This is a genomic window from Rhodococcus oryzae, assembly GCF_005049235.1.
In the GTDB taxonomy this organism is placed as follows: Bacteria; Actinomycetota; Actinomycetes; order Mycobacteriales; family Mycobacteriaceae; genus Rhodococcus_G; species Rhodococcus_G oryzae.
This window is the reverse complement of record NZ_SUMD01000004.1, coordinates 271,526-291,760: the sequence shown is the minus strand read 5'-3', so window position 1 is coordinate 291,760 and position 20,235 is coordinate 271,526. Positions and strand designations below refer to the sequence as shown.

At 68.3% G+C, this 20,235-nt stretch carries 23 protein-coding genes; 9 read left to right on the top strand and 14 right to left on the bottom strand.

The window, feature by feature from the left end; all coding sequences use genetic code 11:
- Positions 1–11 precede the first annotated feature (11 nt).
- Positions 12–1,370, bottom strand: coding sequence for a Pup--protein ligase (pafA, locus tag FCG67_RS10450; RefSeq protein WP_209926429.1), 1,359 nt, complete (start codon positions 1,368–1,370; stop codon positions 12–14).
- An 87-nt stretch (positions 1,371–1,457) separates the two neighbouring features.
- On the opposite strand from pafA, the gene FCG67_RS10445 reads away from it, so the two are divergent.
- Complete coding sequence (locus FCG67_RS10445; protein WP_136909542.1) at positions 1,458–2,876, top strand: bifunctional phosphatase PAP2/diacylglycerol kinase family protein; 1,419 nt, start codon at positions 1,458–1,460, stop codon at positions 2,874–2,876.
- Between the two features lie 17 nt (positions 2,877–2,893).
- Here the strand turns inward: FCG67_RS10445 and prcA are convergent, their stop codons facing one another.
- From prcA to FCG67_RS24935, 6 genes are all read right to left on the bottom strand, one after another.
- Entirely contained in the window at positions 2,894–3,706 is an 813-nt protein-coding gene (prcA, locus tag FCG67_RS10440; RefSeq protein WP_136909540.1) for a proteasome subunit alpha, read from the bottom strand.
- Positions 3,703–4,581 carry a proteasome subunit beta gene (gene prcB, locus FCG67_RS10435; protein WP_136909538.1) on the bottom strand — a complete coding sequence of 293 codons (879 nt, stop codon included), beginning with the start codon at positions 4,579–4,581 and terminating at the stop codon, positions 3,703–3,705. The genes prcA and prcB overlap by 4 nt, the downstream gene beginning before the upstream one ends.
- Entirely contained in the window at positions 4,578–4,772 is a 195-nt protein-coding gene (locus tag FCG67_RS10430) for a ubiquitin-like protein Pup (RefSeq protein WP_077041654.1), read from the bottom strand. The genes prcB and FCG67_RS10430 overlap by 4 nt, the downstream gene beginning before the upstream one ends.
- 128 nt (positions 4,773–4,900) lie before the next feature.
- Positions 4,901–6,400 carry a depupylase/deamidase Dop gene (gene dop / locus FCG67_RS10425; protein ID WP_136909536.1) on the bottom strand — a complete coding sequence of 500 codons (1,500 nt, stop codon included), beginning with the start codon at positions 6,398–6,400 and terminating at the stop codon, positions 4,901–4,903.
- A 133-nt stretch (positions 6,401–6,533) separates the two neighbouring features.
- A complete protein-coding gene (locus FCG67_RS10420) occupies positions 6,534–6,995 on the bottom strand; it encodes a nitrilase-related carbon-nitrogen hydrolase (RefSeq protein ID WP_136909534.1) in 462 nt (153 codons plus the stop codon).
- A gap of 142 nt (positions 6,996–7,137) precedes the next feature.
- Positions 7,138–7,302: a hypothetical protein gene (locus tag FCG67_RS24935; RefSeq protein ID WP_169310489.1), complete on the bottom strand. Its 165-nt coding sequence runs from the start codon at positions 7,300–7,302 to the stop codon at positions 7,138–7,140.
- A gap of 9 nt (positions 7,303–7,311) precedes the next feature.
- On the opposite strand from FCG67_RS24935, the gene FCG67_RS10415 reads away from it, so the two are divergent.
- Positions 7,312–8,574 (top strand): DUF418 domain-containing protein, encoded by a 1,263-nt coding sequence (locus FCG67_RS10415; protein ID WP_136909532.1) that lies wholly within the window; start codon positions 7,312–7,314, stop codon positions 8,572–8,574.
- Here FCG67_RS10415 and FCG67_RS10410 read toward each other — a convergent pair.
- The gene (locus tag FCG67_RS10410) at positions 8,488–8,868 is read right to left on the bottom strand and encodes a nitroreductase family deazaflavin-dependent oxidoreductase (RefSeq protein ID WP_136909530.1); all 381 of its coding nucleotides are present in this window, start codon (positions 8,866–8,868) and stop codon (positions 8,488–8,490) included. The genes FCG67_RS10415 and FCG67_RS10410 overlap by 87 nt on opposite strands.
- 35 nt (positions 8,869–8,903) lie before the next feature.
- On the opposite strand from FCG67_RS10410, the gene FCG67_RS10405 reads away from it, so the two are divergent.
- The gene (locus FCG67_RS10405; protein ID WP_136909528.1) at positions 8,904–9,452 is read left to right on the top strand and encodes an NUDIX hydrolase; all 549 of its coding nucleotides are present in this window, start codon (positions 8,904–8,906) and stop codon (positions 9,450–9,452) included.
- Between the two features lie 78 nt (positions 9,453–9,530).
- Here the strand turns inward: FCG67_RS10405 and arc are convergent, their stop codons facing one another.
- Positions 9,531–11,306, bottom strand: coding sequence for a proteasome ATPase (arc, locus tag FCG67_RS10400; protein WP_136909526.1), 1,776 nt, complete (start codon positions 11,304–11,306; stop codon positions 9,531–9,533).
- A 185-nt stretch (positions 11,307–11,491) separates the two neighbouring features.
- Between arc and FCG67_RS24930 the strand changes: the two genes are divergently transcribed.
- Positions 11,492–11,977 carry a WKL family lipoprotein gene (locus FCG67_RS24930; RefSeq protein ID WP_169310488.1) on the top strand — a complete coding sequence of 162 codons (486 nt, stop codon included), beginning with the start codon at positions 11,492–11,494 and terminating at the stop codon, positions 11,975–11,977.
- Between the two features lie 72 nt (positions 11,978–12,049).
- Here the strand turns inward: FCG67_RS24930 and FCG67_RS10390 are convergent, their stop codons facing one another.
- Positions 12,050–12,928 (bottom strand): tRNA (adenine-N1)-methyltransferase, encoded by an 879-nt coding sequence (locus FCG67_RS10390; protein ID WP_425467815.1) that lies wholly within the window; start codon positions 12,926–12,928, stop codon positions 12,050–12,052.
- A gap of 100 nt (positions 12,929–13,028) precedes the next feature.
- Here FCG67_RS10390 and FCG67_RS10385 point away from each other — a divergent pair, with 100 nt between their 5' ends.
- Both FCG67_RS10385 and FCG67_RS10380 read left to right on the top strand, forming a co-directional pair.
- Positions 13,029–13,913, top strand: coding sequence for a RecB family exonuclease (locus FCG67_RS10385; protein ID WP_425467822.1), 885 nt, complete (start codon positions 13,029–13,031; stop codon positions 13,911–13,913).
- A complete protein-coding gene (locus FCG67_RS10380) occupies positions 13,914–14,723 on the top strand; it encodes a thioesterase family protein (RefSeq protein WP_136909524.1) in 810 nt (269 codons plus the stop codon). It begins immediately after the preceding gene.
- A 46-nt stretch (positions 14,724–14,769) separates the two neighbouring features.
- Here FCG67_RS10380 and FCG67_RS10375 read toward each other — a convergent pair whose 3' ends face one another.
- Genes FCG67_RS10375 through FCG67_RS10360 form a run of 4 tightly spaced genes read right to left on the bottom strand, consistent with a single transcriptional unit; the run spans position 14,770 to position 17,504 of the window.
- Positions 14,770–15,288, bottom strand: coding sequence for a nuclear transport factor 2 family protein (locus FCG67_RS10375; protein ID WP_136909522.1), 519 nt, complete (start codon positions 15,286–15,288; stop codon positions 14,770–14,772).
- Positions 15,285–16,076, bottom strand: coding sequence for an SDR family NAD(P)-dependent oxidoreductase (locus tag FCG67_RS10370; RefSeq protein WP_136909520.1), 792 nt, complete (start codon positions 16,074–16,076; stop codon positions 15,285–15,287). The genes FCG67_RS10375 and FCG67_RS10370 overlap by 4 nt, the downstream gene beginning before the upstream one ends.
- Before the next feature lie 28 nt (positions 16,077–16,104).
- Entirely contained in the window at positions 16,105–16,290 is a 186-nt protein-coding gene (locus FCG67_RS10365; protein ID WP_246044986.1) for a hypothetical protein, read from the bottom strand.
- A gap of 41 nt (positions 16,291–16,331) precedes the next feature.
- Entirely contained in the window at positions 16,332–17,504 is a 1,173-nt protein-coding gene (locus tag FCG67_RS10360; RefSeq protein ID WP_136909516.1) for a 3-ketosteroid-9-alpha-monooxygenase, oxygenase component, read from the bottom strand.
- 299 nt (positions 17,505–17,803) lie between these two features.
- On the opposite strand from FCG67_RS10360, the gene FCG67_RS10355 reads away from it, so the two are divergent.
- The 3 genes from FCG67_RS10355 to FCG67_RS10345 all read left to right on the top strand — a co-directional run bounded on the left by FCG67_RS10355 (position 17,804) and on the right by FCG67_RS10345 (position 20,194).
- On the top strand, positions 17,804–18,478 hold the full coding sequence (locus FCG67_RS10355; RefSeq protein WP_136909514.1) for an IclR family transcriptional regulator: 675 nt from the start codon (positions 17,804–17,806) through the stop codon (positions 18,476–18,478).
- Positions 18,479–18,563: 85 nt separating this feature from the next.
- Positions 18,564–19,079, top strand: a complete 516-nt coding sequence (locus FCG67_RS10350) for a nuclear transport factor 2 family protein (protein ID WP_136909512.1) — start codon at positions 18,564–18,566, stop codon at positions 19,077–19,079.
- Complete coding sequence (locus tag FCG67_RS10345) at positions 19,076–20,194, top strand: NADH:flavin oxidoreductase (protein WP_136909510.1); 1,119 nt, start codon at positions 19,076–19,078, stop codon at positions 20,192–20,194. Before FCG67_RS10350 ends, FCG67_RS10345 begins: the two co-directional genes overlap by 4 nt.
- The last annotated feature ends 41 nt before the right edge of the window (positions 20,195–20,235 follow it).

Genomic DNA, 20,235 nt, shown 5'->3' with positions numbered 1-20,235 from the left:
CCGCCCGGCACTCACATCGATGCGATGAGGCGTTCGACGCGCTCATCGACCGACCGGAACGGGTCCTTGCACAGCACCGTCCGCTGCGCCTGGTCGTTGAGCTTGAGGTGCACCCAGTCCACCGTGAAGTCCCGGCCGGCGTCCTGGGCGGCCGAGATGAACTCGCCACGCAGCTTGGCCCGAGTCGTCTGCGGCGGGGTGTTGACCGCCTCATCGATCTGCTCGTCCTCGGTGACACGCTTGGCCAGCCCCTTGCGCTGCAGCAGGTCGAAGACGCCGCGGCCGCGCTTGATGTCGTGGTACGCCAGGTCGAGCTGGGCGATCTTCGGGTCGGACAGTTCGAGGTTGTGCTTGTCCTGGTAGCGCTGGAACAGCTTGCGCTTGATCACCCAGTCGATCTCGGTGTCGACCTTCGCGAAGTCCTGGGACTCGACGGCGTCGAGGGTGCGGCCCCACAGCTCGACCACCTGGTCGACCTGCGGGTCGTGCGCCCTGGTCTTGAGATGCTCGACCGCGCGGGCGTGGTACTCGCGCTGGATGTCGAGCGCGCTGGCCTGGCGGCCCCCGGCCAGCCGAACGGGGCGCTTGCCGGTCATGTCGTGGCTGACCTCGCGGATCGCCCGGATCGGATTGTCGAGCGCGAAGTCGCGGAAGGAGACCCCGGCCTCGATCATCTCCAGCACCAGGGCCGCCGTGCCCACCTTGAGCATGGTGGTGGTCTCCGACATGTTCGAGTCACCGACGATCACGTGCAGGCGCCGGTACTTCTCCGCGTCCGCATGCGGCTCGTCGCGGGTGTTGATGATCGGCCGGGAGCGGGTGGTGGCCGACGAGACGCCCTCCCAGATGTGTTCCGCCCGCTGCGAGAGGCAGAACGTCGCCGCCTTGGGCGTCTGCAGAACCTTGCCCGCGCCGCAGATCAGCTGACGGGTGACCAGGAACGGCAGCAGCACGTCGGAGATCCGCGAGAACTCGCCCGCCCGCACCACGAGGAAGTTCTCGTGGCAGCCGTACGAGTTGCCCGCCGAGTCGGTGTTGTTCTTGAACAGGTAGATGTCCCCGCCGATGCCCTCCTCGGCGAGCCGCTCCTCCGCGTCGATCAGCAGATCCTCGAGCACCCGCTCGCCCGCCCGGTCGTGGGTGACCAGCTGGGCCAGGCTGTCGCACTCGGCGGTGGCGTACTCGGGGTGCGATCCCACGTCGAGATAGAGGCGCGCGCCGTTGCGGAGGAAGACGTTGGAGCTGCGGCCCCAGGACACCACGCGACGGAACAGGTAGCGGGCCACCTCGTCGGGGCTCAGCCTCCTGTGGCCGTGAAAGGTGCACGTAACACCGAACTCGGTCTCAATGCCCATGATTCGTCGCTCCACACTCTGACAGTACAGCGCCGGGAGCCCCCCGGACCGGCTCACCGCATACATACCTCCGCGGCGTTTCGCGCCGTCTACTCTGAACTGATGACCACGTCGGAGCGGGTCCTGCCCACGGCGCCGCTCGCGTCTGACCGCGGCCTCAGGGCGCTCAGTCGAGCGGCCGATCACGGCGTGCTGTGGTTCGCGATCAGCGCCGGATTGTTCGCGATCGGTGGCAGGCCCAGGCGTGCGGCGGTGCGCGGTCTGCTCTCGCTCGGCGGTGCGAGCGCGCTCACGAACGCCGTGCTCAAACCGGTACTCCCCCGCAGGCGCCCGCCCGTGGGGTGGGTGGCGGCGCACCGGCAGGCGCGGCGGGTCCCGACCTCCTCGTCGTTCCCCTCCGGCCACTCGGCGTCCGCCGCCGCCTACGTGACCGGCGTTGCCCTCGAATCGCCCGCCACCGCCGCGCTCCTCGCACCGGTGGCCGCCGCGGTCGCCTATTCACGGGTCCACATCGGCGTGCACTGGCCGTCCGATGTGGTCGTGGGTGCCGCCGTCGGCGGGGGCATCGCCCTCGCGACTCGTCGCTGGTGGGCCGTGCGGACCGAGGAACCGGCCACGCTTGGGCCGACGTCGGAAGCGCCCGAGATGCCGAACGGCGCCGGCTTGCTCGTCCTCGTCAACCCCGGATCGGGGACGGCCGACGATGATCCGGCCGCAGCGCTGTCCGAGCTACTGCCGGAGGCGACGCTCGTCGAGTCGGATCCGGACACCGATCTCGAAGCCCAGCTCGACGACGCGATCGCGCGGGTGAAGCCGCGGGCGCTCGGCGTGTGCGGCGGCGACGGCACCGTGGTGGCAGCGGCGGCGGCCGCGATCCGCAACGATCTCGCGTTTGCGGTGTTCCCAGGTGGCACCCTCAACCACTTCGCCAGGGACACCGGGGTCGAGGACATCGAGGCCACCAGGGAGGCCGTTGCGGAGGGCCGGGCGACACGGCTGGACGTCGCGGAGGTCACTGCGGACGAGCAGGACCCGATGATATTCGTCAACACCGCGAGCCTCGGCGGCTACCCGGATGCGGTCCGGTTGCGCGAACGCTGGGAGCACCGGATGGGCAAGTGGCCTGCGGCCGCCGCGGCGATGGTCCGGGTCCTCGCGCAGGCGCAGCCCCTCGAGGTGTCCATGGACGGCCGCCGGATCGCTGTGTGGATGCTCTTCGTCGGCAACGGCCGCTACTCGCCCGCCGATCAGGTCCCGATGTCGCGGCCGGAGCTGCACAACGGTCTTCTCGACGTCCGTTGTCTGCGGGCCGACCGGCGCTGGTCACGGACACGGCTGTTGTGGGCCGCCGCGACCGGCACGCTCGGTGGCTCGGCCGGGTACGAGCGCACCATGGTCGCCGACCTGGAGGTGCGGGTGCACGGTGAGGCCATCTCGCTCGCCACCGACGGCGAGGTGGTCGGGAAGGGCAACCGGTTCCGGTTCACCAGTAGGCCGCTGGCGTTGCGGCTCTACCGGTGACGTACCGGTAGAGCCGGTCAGGCCTTGTCGGTCCCGTTCTCGCCGGGACCGGCGTCCTCGCCGCTCTTGGGAGTGGCCTCGGATTCCTTCGCCGAGTCCGACCCGCCGACCATGTTGGCGGGCAGGAGCCCGGCCAGCGCCGCGCCTGTGATCCGCTTGAACGCCCGGCGCGGGCGGGTCTGGTCGAGGACCGCCACCTCCAGTGCCTCCACACCGATGGTGCGCGGTTCGGCCTCGCCGTTGCCGGGTATGCCCGTGCCGACCCGCAGCGCGTTCACCGCGACCTCGACCGCGGGCCCCAGCTCGAGGTCCGGCTGATAGGACGCCTTGAGCTCGGTGCTGATCGGTTCGGTCGCGCCGCCCATCACCACGAAGTGCTTCTCGTCGACGATCGACCCGTCGTAGGTGATGCGGTAGAGCTGCGCGTGCCTGGCCTGCTCGATGCGGCCCACCTCGGCGACGCAGATCTCCACCTCGTAAGGCTTGGGCTGCTCGGTGAAGATGGTGCCGAGAGTCTGCGCGTAGGCGTTGGCCAGCGAGCGGCCGGTGACGTCGCGGCGGTCGTACGAGTAGCCGCGCATGTCGGCGTGCACGATGCCCGCCCGTCGCAGGTTCTCGAACTCGTTGTACTTGCCGACGGCGGCGAACCCGAGCCGGTCGTACAGCTCGCTCACCTTGTGCAGTGCGGTCGACGGGTTCTCCGCGACGAACAGCACACCCTGCGCGTAGGTCAGCACGATGACGCTGCGGCCCCTGGCGATCCCCTTGCGAGCCAGCTCCGAGCGATCCCGCATGATCTGCTCGGCGGAGGCGTAATACGGCAACGTCATGCGTTCTCCCCCGCTTCCTCGGTGCGCTCGGCGATGACCGCCTTGGCGAGCGCGGACGTCCGTTCCTGGGGAACGGTGACGGCGCCTGCCGAGGTGATCACCACGGCCGTCGGATAGATGCCCCGGCTGACGTCGGGGCCGCCGGTGGCCGAGTCGTCGTCCGCGGCGTCGTAGAGGGATTCGATGGCAGCCCGCAGCGCGTGCTCCTCATCCGCCTTCGGATCGAACAGCTTCTTGAGGGCGGACTTCGCGAACAGCGATCCGGAACCGACCGCGTGGTACCCGGCCCGCTCCTCGTAGCGTCCGCCCACCACGTCGTAGGACACGATCCGGCCGGCCTTCTCGGGCGTGGCCGAATCCAGGTCGAAGCCGATGAGCAGCGGCACAACCGCGAGTCCCTGCATCGCCGCGGGGAGATTGCCGCGCACCATCGACGAGAGCCGGTTGGCCTTACCGTCGAACGTCAGCGAAACGCCCTCGATCTTCTCGTAGTGCTCGAGTTCGACGGCGAACAACCGCACCAACTCGATCGCCACGCCCGCGGTGCCCGCGATCCCGGCCGCCGAGTAGTCGTCGGTGACGTACACCTTCTCCACGTCCCGGCTGGCGATCAGGTTCCCCATGGTCGCCCGGCGGTCACCGGCGATCAGCACGCCACCGGCAAAGGTCAACGCGACGATCGTGGTGCCGTGCGGAGCGACGTCCGCAGCATCCATCGAGTCACCCCTTCCGGCGCGCTGACGACCGAGGTCGATCCGGTTCTCCGGCAACAGTTCCGGCGCATGCTTGCGGAGGTGATCGGAGAACGAGGACAGCTGTGAACCGAAGTGCAGTCGCTCGCCCCCCGCCACGGACCGCTGGTGATCCGCCGTCACTGGCCGCCCTTTTGCACGTACGCGCGCACGAAGTCCTCGGCGTTCTCCTCGAGAACGTCGTCGATCTCGTCGAGGAGGTCGTCGGTGTCCTCGGCGAGCTTCTCCCGACGTTCCTGTCCCGCGGCACCGTCGCCGATCGGGGCATCGTCGTCGTCGCCACCGCCACTGCGCTTGGTCTGCTCCTGCGCCATAGCCGCCGACCTCCTCTTAGCTCTTGCACAATTACCGGCACAACCAGTGTGCGCTCGTGCACGGACCCCTACCCTACCGAGTGCGAGGCACCCTGAGGTGGTGGACGAGCGTGTCGCGTGCGCGCGTCTCAGCTGGTGAGCTGATCGACCAGGTCAGCGGCGGAATCCACCGACTCGAGCAGTTTGCCGACGTGCGCCTTGCTGCCGCGCAACGGCTCGAGGGTGGGAATCCGGACGAGGGAGTCGCCGCCCAGGTCGAAGATGACGGAGTCCCAACTGGCCGCGGCGATGTCGGCCCCGAACCTGCGCAGGCACTCGCCGCGGAAGTACGCCCTGGTGTCCGTTGGCGGGTTGCTGATCGCGTCCAGCACCTGCTGCTCGGAGACGAGCCGTTCCATCGAGCCACGCGCGACCAGGCGGTTGTAGAGCCCCTTGTCGAGGCGCACGTCCGAGTACTGCAGGTCCAGCATGTGCAGCTTGGGCGCCGACCAGGACAGGCCCTCCCGCTGGCGGAAGCCCTCGAACAGCCGGAGCTTCGCGACCCAGTCCAACAGGTGCGCGCACTCCATCGGGTCCCGCTCGAGCATGTCGAGGACGGTGGCCCACTTGTCGAGCAGGTCCGCCACCCGCGGATCGTCGTTGCCCTGGCGTTCGGCGAACGCCGCGCACCGCTCGTGGTAGATCCGCTGCAGCGCAAGACCTGTCAGCTCACGCCCGTCCGCGAGCGCGACGGTCTGTCGCAGCGTCGGGTCGTGACTGATCAGGTGCACGGCGGTGACGGGGCGCGCGAGCTGCAGGTCGGACAGGTCGACGCCCGCCTCGATCAGGTCCAGGACCAACGCGGTGGTGCCGACCTTGAGGTAGGTGGACCACTCCGCGAGGTTCGCGTCGCCGATGATCACGTGCAGGCGCCGGTACTTGTCGGCGTCGGCGTGCGGCTCGTCGCGGGTGTTGATGATGCCGCGCTTGAGCGTGGTCTCGAGGCCGACCTCGACCTCGATGTAGTCCGCGCGCTGGGACAGCTGGAATCCGGACTCGTCGCCGGACTGGCCGACGCCGACCCGCCCGGATCCGCAGATCACCTGCCGGGAGGCGAAGAACGGCGTCAGCCCGGCGATGATCGCCGAGAACGGGGTTTCCCTGGAGCAGAGGTAGTTCTCGTGGGTCCCGTAGGACGCGCCCTTGCCGTCGACGTTGTTCTTGTACAGCTGGAGCCGCGGGGCACCGGGAACGCTGGACGCGTGCCGTGCGGCGGCCTCCATGACCCGCTCCCCCGCCTTGTCCCAGATGACGGCGTCCAGTGGATCGGTGCACTCGGGTGCGGAGTACTCGGGGTGCGCGTGATCGACGTACAGCCGGGCGCCGTTGGTGAGGATCATGTTCGCCGCACCGACCTCGTCGGCATCGATCACCGGCGCCGGTCCGCTGAAGCGGCCCAGATCGAAACCGCGGGCGTCACGCAGCGGCGATTCCACCTCGTAGTCCCAGCGGGTGCGCTTGGCGCGCGGCACACCGGCGGCCGCCGCGTAGGCCAGTACCGCCTGGGTCGAGGTCAGGATGGGGTTCGCGGTCGGTTCCGTCGGGGAGGAAATCCCGTACTCGACCTCGATACCGATGATGCGCTGCATGCCCACGAGCCTAGATCGTCCACCCGCTCCCCCCTTCGACCGTTCCCCCATTGGCGGTGCCGTGGCGCCGCCAGGCGGTCCCCGCGCTGCCATTCCTGGTCCGCAGGCAGCGACACGAAGATTCGCTCGGGGGCTACAGCTCCGCCGATGCGACCGTTCCCGGTTCGGGTCCTAGCTGCGCCACCACGGTTCCGGTCACATCCCAGACTCCCGAGCCGCCGCAGGTCTGGACGTAACCACCACCCGTTGGCCCGGCGAATACTGCAAACGCGACCGGCAGGTCGTATACCGCTGCGATCCTCCGCGCCCTGGCATCGAGTTCGGCGAGCACTCCGATGCCCCGGCCGCCGGTGCCGGTGTGGACCGGAGCTCCGGCAAGGGCGACGGCGCCAGTGTGCCGGCATGCCGCTATCAGCGGGCGGAGGCGCGGGTCGTCGAGAGCAACTGTCGGCGCGTCCATCGCGTATCCGCTCAGCGACATCTCCGGGAAGACGACGAGATCGCCGGCAGCACGGTTCACCGCCACCGCGTGTGCGGCAACGTTGTCAGAGAGGGCGCCGAGCACGGTCGTCGGCTGCGCAACCGCAACCCGGATCTTGGGAATGGTGATGCAAACACGACTGGTGCGACCCAGCCCGGAGTTCGTTCGCTGTGCAGCCCTGCCAACGTCAACCGGTCTTCATCAACCATCCTCGAATCGAATCACAGCCGACCAACCCCCGCCGTCGATGCGTGTTCTAGATGGTTCGCCGACCGATGTCGCCGCCCTCGGCTGAAACGCCGATAAGCTGCGTTATGACATTATCCCAGGAAAGGACGCCTGAAAGCCGGAGCTTCAAAACCTCCAAATCATCCTTCGGATCATCCCTTTGGCGGATCCCCTCGCCGAAGAATCCCGGCATCTTTGCCCCATGGCCGAACCTCTTCCCCGCTACCCCAGCCTCGACGTACTGCGCGGCATAGCGATCCTCGGAACGCTGGCGACCAACATCTGGATCTTCACCAACCCGGAGGGACTGGTCGGCTACCTGAACGGCACCGCGGCCGCTGACGGCGGCTGGGGGTGGGCCGAGAAAGTGCTCCAGCAGCTCGCGCAGGGCAAGTTCCTCGGGCTGCTCACGCTGATGTTCGGGATCGGGCTCGCCATCCAGCAGCGCTCCGCACTCCGCGCTGGTAGGCCATGGCCCGGGAAGTACCCGTGGCGAGCGGCACTGCTGTTCGTGGACGGCGTCGTGCACTACCTGCTCGTCGTCGAGTTCGACGTGCTGATGGGGTACGCCGTCACCGGCCTGGTGGTCGCGTTCGTGCTGGCGAGCAGCGAACGCGCGCAGCGCCGTTGGATGATCTGGGCCGCGGTGATCCATCTGGTGCTGCTCACGCTCGGCGCCCTCGCGTTCGCTGCGCAGCCGCCGCGCCCCGATCCCTCACCGCTCGACCCGAACCCGTACGCGGACGGCTCGTGGTGGGACCTCGTGCTCTTCCGGATCGACAACATGGCAGCGTTCCGGATCGAGCCGGTCTTCATCTTCGCGCTGTCGATCGCGTTGTTTCTGCTCGGCGCCACACTGTTTCGGGCGGGCGTCCTGGCGCCCGAGGGCTCCCGAATCCGTCGGCGCCTGATGATTCTCGGGTTCGGGATCGCGCTGCCCATCGACCTCGCGACGGGGATCCTCGGCGGCGAGGCCGGCCTGCTGGTTGCCCGTTACGGGACCGCGCCGATCGTCTCGCTGGGATTGCTCGCGCTGGTCGCCGAGTTCTATTGCCGCCGCCCCCGCATCGGCACGGTCGGGGTCCGGCTCGCCGATGTCGGGCGGATGGCGCTGAGCTCCTACGTCCTCCAGAACCTGCTCGCGTCGGCACTCTGCTACGGCTGGGGCCTCGGCCTTGCGGCCCGCCTCTCCCCCGACGCCCGGGTACCCGCGACCGTAGCGATCTACCTCGGCGTCGCCGCGGCGGTGATCGCCGCCGCGCACCTGTGGCTCCGCCGGTTCGAGCGTGGCCCGGTCGAATGGCTGTGGCACCGAAGCTATCTCCTGCTGGCCGGCGAGGGCCGCGTCAGGCGATCCGGCGCAGGAACACCGACGACGTCAGCGGTCGATCCGGCATTGCAGGTAGGTGTCCGCACGGACTCGGCGGAGCACCAGGCGGACTCCGTGGGGCGCCCAGTTCGCTGACGGATCGGTGACCAGACGGGGATCGGTCAGCGAGACCAACCGGCCGCGGGTCGTGATGTCGACTTGTCCGGCCTCCAGCACGTTCCGCACCCAGTCGCTGTCCGGACCGTAAGTCAGTGCGAACCGGTAACCGTCGCCGCGCCGGAACACATTGACCGGTGTCCGGTACAGGCGGCCGGACCGCCGTCCGCGGTGCAGCACGATGGCGCAGCCGGGCAACCAGCCGGCGACGAGCCTGCTGACGCGATTGGTGACCACCTTGTTGAACTCGGCGAGCCTGCGCGGAAGGGGCACGTGGTCAGCCTATCGCCACGTGGAACGATGGACGCATGGATCAGCGCCCATCGTCGCCGCCGGGCGACCCCTCCGCGCCGGATGAGGTCGTGACGGTCTACGACGCCGCAGGAGCGGCCATCGGCACGGCCCCACGATCGCGGGTGTATGCGGAGGGCCTGTGGCACGCCAGCGCGGGGGTACTGCTGCGCTCGATGGACGGCAGCCGGGTCTACGTGCACCGCCGCTCCCCCGACAAGGCGGTCTTCGCAGGCATGCACGATTGCCTCGCGGGCGGGGTGGTGGATCCCGGCGAGAGTCCCGGCGAGACCGCGGCCCGCGAGCTCGCCGAGGAACTCGGCGTCACCGGGGTCGATCTGTCTCCCATCGCCCAGGTCAGGTGGGACGGCCGGTGGGACGGTAAACCGTTGCGATGCCACCTGTTTGCCTTCGAGGGGCGCTACGACGGCCCCATCAATCACCAGGCGAGCGAGATCGTCGACGGTTGGTGGTGGACCGACGCGGAGCTGCGCGCCCACCTCGCCGACCCCGCATGGGCATTCGTCCCCGACACCAGGACACTGCTCGCCGGCTACTTCGCCTGAGCAGAACCCGCACGGCGCCGCCGCAACGAGAGAGGGCCGGGCACCCGCGGAACGAGTGCCCGGCCCTGCGTCGTCGCGCTACAGGTACTGGCCGGTGTTGGACTCGGTGTCGATGGCGCGGCTGGCACTGGCGTTCTTGCCGGTGACCAGCGTGCGGATGTACACGATCCGCTCGCCCTTCTTGCCCGAGATGCGTGCCCAGTCATCGGGATTGGTGGTGTTGGGCAGGTCCTCGTTCTCGGAGAACTCGTCGACGATCGAGTCGAAGAGGTGCTGCACCCGAAGTCCGGGCGCCCCCGTCTCGAGCACCGACTTGATGGCGTACTTCTTCGACCGGTCGACGATGTTCTGGATCATCGCGCCCGAGTTGAAGTCCTTGAAGTACAGGACCTCCTTGTCGCCGTTCGCGTACGTCACCTCGAGGAATCGGTTGTCGTCGCTCTCCGCGTACATCCGGTCCACGACCCGCTCGATCATGGTCTTGATGCAGGCCGCCCGGTCCCCGCCGAACTCGGCCAGATCGTCGGCGTTGACCGGCAGGTGCTCGGTCAGGTACTTCGAGAAGATGTCCTGCGCCGATTCCGCGTCCGGACGCTCGATCTTGATCTTCACGTCGAGCCGGCCGGGCCGCAGGATCGCGGGGTCGATCATGTCCTCACGGTTCGACGCACCGATGACGATGACGTTCTCGAGTCCCTCGACGCCGTCGATCTCACTGAGCAGCTGCGGAACGACGGTGGTCTCGACGTCGGAGGACACGCCCGACCCACGGGTACGGAAGATCGAGTCCATCTCGTCGAAGAACACGATCACCGGGGTGCCCTCGGAGGCCTTCTCACGGGCCCGCTGGAAGATCATCCGGATGTGCCGCTCGGTCTCGCCGACGAACTTGTTCAACAGCTCAGGGCCCTTGATGTTCAGGAAGTAGGACTTGGCGTCCTTGGCATCCTGGCCCCTGGCCTCGGCGATCTTCTTCGCCAGCGAGTTGGCGACGGCCTTGGCGATGAGCGTCTTGCCGCAGCCGGGAGGGCCGTACAGCAGCACGCCCTTCGGCGGCCGCAGCGCGTACTCGTGGAACAGGTCCTTGTGCAGGAACGGCAACTCGACGGCATCGCGGATCTGCTCGATCTGCCGCCCCAGGCCACCGATGTCGCCGTAGTCGACATCGGGCACCTCCTCGAGCACGAGGTCCTCGACCTCCGCCTTGGGGATGCGTTCGAAGGCATAGCCCGCCTTCGAATCGACCAGCAGGGAATCCCCCGGCCGCAGCTTGCGCGACGGCGAATCGATGTCCTCGTCCTCGGGATGGATCGTCGCGTCGGACGCGGCCAACGCGAGCGGATGCGCGAGCCAGACCACTCGCTCCTCGTCGGCGTGACCGACCACCAGGGCCCGTTCGCCGTCGTCGAGGATCTCGCGCAGGCTGCAGATCTCCCCGACCCGTTCGAAAGCCCCGGCCTCGACGATGGTCAGCGCCTCGTTGAGCCGAACCGTCTGACCTGGTCGGAGCGTCTCGGTGTCGATGTTCGGCGAGCACGTCAGTCGCATCTTGCGACCGGAGGTGAACACGTCGACCGTCTGATCCTCGTGGGCGGAGATGAGCACGCCGTAGCCGCTGGGAGGCTGACCGAGACGGTCGACCTCCTCGCGGAGCGCGATCAACTGCTGACGGGCCTCCTTGAGCGTGTCCATCAGCTTGGAGTTTCGGATCGACAGTGAGTCGACACGGGACTCGAGCTCTCGTACCTGCTCGGGCGACTGGGCGAGCTGGCGGCGAAGACCAGCAGCTTCCAGGCGTAGCGCCTCGAGCTCGGCCCGGGCGGCGAACGAGTCCGGATTCTCTGTTGCGCTCATGTGCGACTCCTCCCAGTGACGATCTATCAACGCTACAGCCGCCGTACCAAAACTGCGGACCGACAGGCGGACACGGACCGCAGGCGTCGCACAGTGTGGGACGGCGAGCCGCCTCACCCGCACCATCTCTGATGTTAGCCTTACCTGACTAATTGGCACCGTAGCCAACGAGAAAGGCCCCACTCGTGATCATTCGCAAGTCCCTCATCGCCGTCGGAACCATCGCACTGGCCGTAGGCGTCGCCTCCTGCAGCTCGGACGACTCGTCCAGCGCATCGGATACCAGCACCTCCGCCGCCTCCACCAGCACGAGCGCCAGTGCCGCGGCCGCCGCCACCCCGTCCGCCGCCGAGCTGCAGGCGACCATTGTGACCTTCTTCGACCCCGCGGTCGGTGCCACCGAGAAGATCGCACTCATCGAGGACGGAAACGCCCAGGCGGCCGTGCTCGAGCAGTTCAACGGGGTGCTCCAGGGCTACCCGCTCACCGCCGAGGTGACCAAGGTGACCCCGGTCGACGAGGACACGGTCTCGGCCACCACCACCATCGCCGGCCCGCACGGCGGCGCCCCGACCGAGGTCGTCTTCGATCAGGTCGACGGCAAGTGGGTCATCTCCGAGGACGCCGTCTGCACCATCTTCTCGATGGGCAAGCTCACCTGCGTGAAGTAGCGGCTCCGCCGCCCGTGAGTGGTTCCGGTCCCCATAGGGTCCAGAAGTGCTCACGGGCGCGAAGCGCCTGCTCTAAACCTTCTTGTCCTTGCCTGCGCGGCGCTGCGGCTTCGGGGTGACGGTTCCCTCCGCCAGCTTGCGCGCGCTGACCAGGAACGCGGTGTGGCCCTGCATCCGGTGCTCCGGACGCACGGCGAGGCCGACGACGTGCCACCCGCGGACGATCGACTCCCAGGACCGCGGCTCGGTCCAGCACTCCTGCTCACGCAGCGCCTCGACCACCCGCGACAGCTGGGTGACCGTCGCGACGTAGACGATGAGCACGCCGCCGGGGACCAGCGCCTTCGACACCGCGGGCAGCGTCTCCCACGGCGCGAGCATGTCCAGGATCACCCGGTCCACCGGGCCGCCGTTCGCCTCGGCGTCGAAGTCCGCCAGGTCCGCGACCGTGAGCTCCCAGTTGTCGGGGCGGCCGCCGAAGAAGGTCTCGACGTTGCGGACCGCGTGCTCGGCGTGATCGTCGCGCACCTCGTACGAGATGACCTTGCCCTCGGGCCCGACGGCCCGCAGCAGCGAACAGGTCAGCGCGCCCGAGCCGGCCCCGGCCTCGAGGACCCGTGCCCCGGGGAACACGTCGCCCTCGTGCACGATCTGCGCGGCGTCCTTCGGGTAGATCACCTGCGCGCCGCGGGGCATGGACAGCACGTAGTCGACGAGCAGCGGCCGCAGCGCCAGGTACGGGGTCCCGTTGGTGGAGGTGACGACGCTGCCCTCGGGGGCGCCGATCAGGTCGTTGTGCACGATCCCACCGCGATGGGTGTGGAACTCCTTGCCCGCCTCGAGGACCACCGTGTACTTGCGCGCCTTCGCGTCGGTGAGCTGAACGCGGTCGCCCTCCCGAAACGGTCCGGTCGGTCGCTTCTCGCGTGTGCTCACGTCTTGCCCAGCCACGACTCAGATCTCCTCGTATTCAGCATTCCCGGCGACCCACGCGCCGGCCCCGACAGCGGTGTCGGACCCGCCGCATACCCTGCCAGGTGTGAGCTCTCCCGTGTCGACGCCCCCTGCCGAGTCCTCCGACGCCGCCGACACGGGGACGGTGCGCCCGCGCTCACGGCCCGCCCTGTCCCCCTCCCGTGCGGGCGATTTCAAGCAGTGCCCGCTGCTGTACCGCTTCCGCGCCGTCGACAGGATCCCGGAGGTGCCGTCCAAGGCGCAGTTGAAGGGGACTGTGGTGCACGCGGCACTGGAGTCGCTGTACGGCCTGCCCGCGCAGGAGCGGGTACCCGACCGCGCGGTGTCCCTTGTCGACCCGGCGTGGCAACAACTGCTCGCCGAATCCCCCGAGATCGCCGACACCGTGCCCGCCGAGGAGCGGGCCGCCTTCCTCGCCGAGGCCCGCACGCTGATCGAGGGTTACTACAAGCTCGAGGACCCCACCCGCTTCGAGCCGGAGTCCTGTGAGCTGCGAGTCGAGACCGAGCTCGACAACGGGGTGCTGCTGCGCGGATTCGTGGACCGGATCGACGTCGCACCCACCGGCGAGGTCCGCGTCGTCGACTACAAGACCGGCCGTGCGCCGCGCGAGATGACCGAATCCAAGGCGCTGTTCCAGATGAAGTTCTACGCGCTGGTGCTGTTGCGCACCCGGGGGATCGTGCCCGCACAGCTACGCCTGATCTACCTCACCGACGGCGAGATCCTCACCTACGCACCGGACGAGGCGGAACTGCTCCGGTTCGAGCGGACCCTGTCCGCGATCTGGAAGGCGATCCTCGCCGCGGGCAAGACGGGTGACTTCCGACCGAAGCCGGGGCGCCTGTGCAGCTGGTGCGATCATAAGGTGCGCTGCCCCGAGTTCGGTGGCACGCCGCCGCCCTATCCGGGCTGGCCGGAAACACCGGCTGAGGAAGACAGTTTCGAGGAGATCAGCTAAGTGAGCGACCAGGCCTATTACGTCCCGCTGGGACGCGACGCCGACGGCACCGAACGCTTTGCCAGTACCGCGCTGACGGAGAGCACGTGGGGAAACACCATGCAGCACGGCGCTCCCCCGTCGGCTCTGCTGGTGCGGGCGCTGGAACGGTGTGCTCCGCGCGATGACTCCCGGCTCACCCGGGTGGTCATCGAGATCCTCGGCCCGGTACCGATTTCCGAGATCGAGGTCCGGTCCTGGGTCGAGCGTCCCGGCAAGCGCGTGGAGCTGGTGGTCGCCGAACTCTGGGCCACCGGCCCGGACGGCACCGCCCGCGCGGCGGCCCGCGGCACCGGCTGGCGCATGCAGACCGCCGACTCGTCCGCCATCGCGCATGCAAGCGACCCCGCACTGGCCCCGCGGTCGCAGGCCCACGAGACGGCGCTGGAGGGCCCGTTCTGGGACACCGGGTTCGTCACCAGCCTCGAGTGGATGTGGCTGACCGACATCGGCTGCGAGGGTCCGGGGCAGATGTGGGCGCGCCCGAATGCCGTTCTCGTGGAGGGCGAACCGCTCTCCCCCGTCCAGCGGTTGTTCGTGGTGGCCGATGTCGCGAACGGGGTCGGCACCAAGCTGGACCCGGCCGAGTGGACCTTCCTCAACACCGACCTGACGGTGCACCTGTTCCGGGTTCCCGAGGGCGAGTGGGTAGGCATCGCCGCGGAGACTTCCTACGGCCCGGACGGGGTCGGGATGTGCGCGGGCGTACTGCACGACGAGTCGGGTCCGGTCGGCCGGATCAATCAGACAGTGCAGGTCCGGGCCAGGTGACGGCGAGACGGGCGGCCGCGCACCCCGGTGCGCGGCCGCCCGTCCGCTATCGCGGGACTGCGTCCCCCTGTCGGAAGGCGCTCGCGAGGATCGCTCGTGAACCCTCCTGCCCGTTGAGAATTCGGCTGGTCCGCGTCGTGACCCGCCAGCCGTCCTTGGTGCGGATCAGCTCCCACCTGTTGGCCGTGACCCGGCTGACCTGATAGCCGCTCCCGTCGGGCCGACGGAGAATCAGCTGGGTGTGACATACCGCCACGGCAGCGTCACCGTCGACGGTGATGTGCGCCGGACTCATGATGTGCCCGCATCCTTGCTGGATGAAGCCCTGGTGCGGGTGAGTCCGGACCATGTTCTCGATCTCGCATCGACCGGCCATCCGCCCGGTGTCGACGTCGTAGACGCCGTCCTCGATCCAGAGGCCGCCGACCACATCGGCGAGGCCGCTGTCGACGCTCGGACCGTAGGAATACATGAGTCGCATGATCTCGTTGTGGTCCTCGAGCAGCCGCAGGCGCTGCTCGAGGACCTGCAGCCGATACTCGAAACCCGGATCTGTCTCGGTCATCGGCGCCCCATCATCGCGCGGGCCTCGGCCGACGCTGCCCTCACGATCTCGGCGCGGGGGAAGCCGGCACGGCGGGCGGCAAGCTCGTAATTGCCGCCCGCCACCCAGATCGGTCCGTCGGCGAGGTGCTCGAGACCTTCGCGCGCGACCGCATAGGGGTCCGAGGCGTTGAGACCGGGCAGATCGAAATCGAGGCCGGCTCGTTCCATTGCAGGCGTTCGGGTGACGCCGAGGACGAGCTCGAGCACGTCGACGCCCTGCTCGGCCATCTCGAGCCAGAGTCCCTCGGCGAAGACGCGGCTGAATGCCTTCGCCGCCGCGTAGATGCTCATGTGTTCGGCGCCGACGAACCCGGCCAGCGAGCCGAGCAGGATGATGCCACCGCGGCCACGCTCGCGCATCGGTGCGCCGAAGATCTGGGACAGCTCCAGTTGGCGATCGATGTTGAGCGTGAGGACCTTTCGGCAGGCGTCGAGATCGCCGGTGACGAACTCGTGACCGTAGGTGTTGGCACCGGCGTTGAAGATCAACAGTCCCACTTCCAGATCCGCGGTGGTCTCCCGGATCCGTTCGACGGCATCCGCCGCCAGGAGGTCGACGGCGAGGGTGCGCACCTCGACTCCGTGAGCTCGCGCCTTGGCCGCGGTCTCCTCGAGGGGTCCGGGCTTGCGAGCGAGCAGCACGAGGTTCAGCCCCGTCTCTGCCAGTTCCTCGGCGAACCCGGCACCGACGCCCTCCGAGCCGCCTGCGATGACTGCCCACGGGCCGTACTTGTCCTTGTCGATCATCGTTGTCTCGATTCCTTTGGGTCGGTTGTCAGTCGGCGACGGGGATGCGTCCGTCCACGGCGGCCGCGACGATCGATTCGCGCAGTGCGGGGCAGCACCCCACCCGAGCGCCGCGCAGCGTCAGTGTCGGGTCGTCCCGGTACTGATCGCAGACGGAGTCGGGGCGGGCGGTGCTCCATTGGACGCTGGTGTGCTGCCAGCTGTTCTTCTCCACGAGGACCTGGACTCCGCAACGCGCACAATCGATGTGCCGCATCAGACCGACATCTTCGCGGCATCGCGCCGGGCGATGTTGTCGGCGACTTCCTGCTTCCACACCTCGACCGGCCTTGTGGTGTCGAGCTCGAACTCGAAGCGGTCCACCATCTCCGGCTTGACGTCCGCGACGTCCACGTAGAACTGCTCGTACCAGCGGCGCAGCTGGTAGACGGGGCCGTCCTCGGTGGTGAGCAGCGGATTCTCGATCCGGGTCTTGTTCTTCCAGATCTCGATGTCCTGCTCGAAGCCGACACCGATGTAGCCGATCATCGCGTCGACCAGCTGGTCGGCGATCTCCGCCGGGATCTGCTCGGTCTTCTTGACGGAGATGCCGTACATCAGCACGAACTGGTCCGGCGAGATCGGGTAGTGACAGTTGATCAGGACGGACTCGACGTCGTACTTGTCGTAGTGGTACACCAGGTCATCGATCATGAACGACGGCCCGTGGTAGGCCGCGATCGAGCCGTGGCCGACCAGCTTCGGGACGTCGGGATCGGTCCACTCGGTGATGTCCTCGCGGCCGACGCCTGACTGCTCCTGGATCGCGACGTGTCCCTCGAAGATGTTCTTGAAGTAGGTCGGGAACGAGTAGTGCACGTAGAAGAAGTGCGCCATGTCGACGACGTTGTCGATGATCTCGCGGCAGTTGGTGTCGATGACGATCGACTTCCACTGCCAATCGGTCCACTCGGAATCGCCGGCCCGCATGGCTGGGATCGCGACCTCCGGCGGCGGCGGATTGCCCTCCGGGTCGTTCCAGACGAACAGCAGCTCGTCCTGCTCCATGATCTGCCAGGTGCGGGTGCGGGCCAGCGGCGGGACCCGGCGGGCGTAGGGGATGCCGGTGCACTTGCCGTTGCCGCCCCAGCGCCAGTCGTGGAACGGGCAGGCGATCGAGTCGCCCTTGACCGTGCCCTGGCTCAGGTCGCCGCCCATGTGCCTGCAATAGGCGTCGAGGATCTTGATCTCGCCGTTGCTGTCGGCGAACACGACGAGCTTGGTCCCGAAGGCCTCGATGGAGTGCGGCTTCCCGTCGCGGAAACCCTCCACCAGCCCCAGGCAGTGCCAGCCACGTGCGAAGCGAGCGGGCGGAGTGCCCTCGTCGATGATGCGAACCTCATCGGATTCCTCGATGTCCACAGTGGATCCTCTCGTTTGTCTGGGCATTCACAAGGTCGGCCGCGGCAAGGTCGATGTGATCACGGTCACCGCGTGAGGTGACCTTCTCAGCCCGACGAACCTGCCTCAATTCGCGCACCCGCTGACCGGAATAGACGCAGGTCAGCCATGTCGGGCAGCTCTCGTGCCGCCGGCACCACACCGCGGTCCGTCCGCCTCCCTCGAGTCATCCCACTGAACGGACGACCCCCTGGCGTCGCACCGCTCCCCACTGTGGGATGTCAGTGCCTACGCAGGCCCGGAGGTCCGTCGGCGATGCTGCGGAAGTCGCACGGGAGGAGATGCCAATGTCGGTCGGAGACAGCTCGAAAGCGAGCCTGCCCACCTCCACGCTCGATCGGCTCTCCCTGGTCCTGGACAGCTTCCGCAGCGCGCCGCGACTCAGCCTGACGGAGGTGTCCCGCGGAACCGGCATACCCCGGACGAGCACGCTCCGGATGCTCGAGCAGTTGGTGCGGATGGGGTGGCTCCGCCGCAGGGGTGCCGAGTACGAACTCGGGGACACACTCGCCGAACTCGGGGCGCTGTCGCTGTACCGGGGCAGCGCAGACCGGGTGGTGACACCGCTGCTGCGCGAACTGCACCTGGTGACGGGCCACGTCGTCCATCTGGGCATTCTCGACGGCAAGGACGTGCTCTACCTCGAGAAGGTCGGTGGTTCCGCAGCGCCCCACCTGCAGACGCGGGTCGGGACACGCATACCCGCGCGATCGTCGACGATCGGCAAGGCACTGCTCGCGTCAGCACCACGGCCCGGCGTCTCGTTCGGTACCTGTAAGGCCGGGTTCGGTTGCATCGGAGCGCGTGTCGGCTCCCTTGGCGGTGCCGAGGTCGGTCTGTCGGTCAGCGGACCGATGGACCGGTTGAAGTTCGATCAACGGCATGCGGCGCCCGTGCGGATGGCGGCAACTGCGATCGCGCACTACTTCGATCTCACCGGAGCGGCTGGGCAGCGGACCTGACCGAACTCCCCGCCCTGACCTGGCCCGAGTCCGCTGATCGGAAACGAGAATTGCCCGCACGCCGGACCCCTGACAGCGTGTTGCCATGAAATCCGAGCTCACACTGACCGTCCCCGAACAACTCCTGGCGATCGAACAGATCAAGCGCACCTTCGCGGCGCGGCTGCGATGCATGGACAACAAGCAGTGGGACCTCTACCCGACACTGCACACCGACGACGTGGTCTCCGAGACGTGGGGCGGGCTGCCCGGAGACAAGCAGCCGCAGACCGGCGGCACCTCGAACCGCGTCGTGGGCAAGGACAAACTGACCCGCGCGATCAGCACCCTGCTCGGCGGACCGACCGCGGTGACCACCGTCCACCACGGCCACACCCCGGAGATCGAGCTGACCTCCGACGACACCGCCCGCGGGATCTGGGCGATGGAGGACAAGCTGTGGTGGACCAACGGCGACCACGAGGAACATCTCCACGGCTACGGGCACTACCACGAGGAGTACCGAAAGGTGAACGGCCGCTGGCTGATCAGCTATCGGAAGCTCACCCGGCTGCGTGAGGACGTGACCGAGGGCTTCTTCGACTACCTGCAGGCGCTGTGAACCCGCTCTTCGCCCCGCTGCAGATCCGGTCGCTGGCGCTGCCCAACCGGATAGTCATGTCCCCCATGACTCGAGAGCACTCCCCTGCCGGGGTGCCGGGCCCGGACGTGGCCGCCTACTACCGGCGACGCGCCGAGGGCGGTACCGGTCTGCTGATCACCGAGGGCGTGGCGATCGACCATCCGACGGCCGTCGACAGCACCAGAGTCCCCCGCCTGCACGGCGAGTCGGCGCTGGCGGGATGGCGCACCGTGATCGACGAGGTGCACGCGGCAGGCGGCCGGATCATTCCCCAGCTGTGGCACGTCGGTCCGCTGTGGGGCGCGATGCGCGCAGTGGATCCGGCACTGACGCCGATGCGCCCCTCCGGGCTGTGGGGTCGGGTCGGAAAGACCGTCTACCCGGAGGACTACCTCGCGCGGGCGAGCGTTCCCACGCAGGCGATGACCGAGCGCGACATCGCGGACGTCATCGACGGTTATGTGCGGTCGGCGCGCAATGCGGTCGACGTCGGGTTCGACGGGATCGCGATCCACGCCGGGCACGGCTACCTGCTGGACGCCTTCCTCTGGGAATCGACGAACCAGCGAAGCGATCGCTGGGGCGGTGACCTGCAACGACGCACGGAGTTCCCGGTGGAGGTGGTGCGGGCGATCCGGCGCGAGATCGGTGCCGACCTGCCGATCTTCTACCGGTTCTCGCAGCACAAGCAGCAGGATTACGGGGCGCGGATCGCTAACACCCCCGACGAGCTCGCCGTCGTCCTGAACGCGCTGGTGGAGGCCGGGGTGGACGTGCTCGACGCGAGCATCCGCCGGTTCGACGCCCCCGCGTTCGAGGGCAGCGAGCTGACCCTGGCCGGTTGGGCAAAGAAGCTGACCGGCGCGGTCAGCATGGCGGTGGGCAGCGTCGGGCTCGACAAGTCGCTTCGCGATGCCGGCACGCCGGGTCCCGCGGATCTCGACGGGCTCCTCCGCCGACTGGAGGACGTGGAGTTCGACCTGGTCGCCATCGGGCGACTGCACCTGGCCGATCCGGCCCTCGCGACGATCCTCCGCGACGGCGGGCCCATCCCGGCGTTCGACCGCAATCTGCACGAGCGCCGGCTGTACTGACCACGGAACGTCGACGGCCCCGGTCACACCTGAGGTGTGAC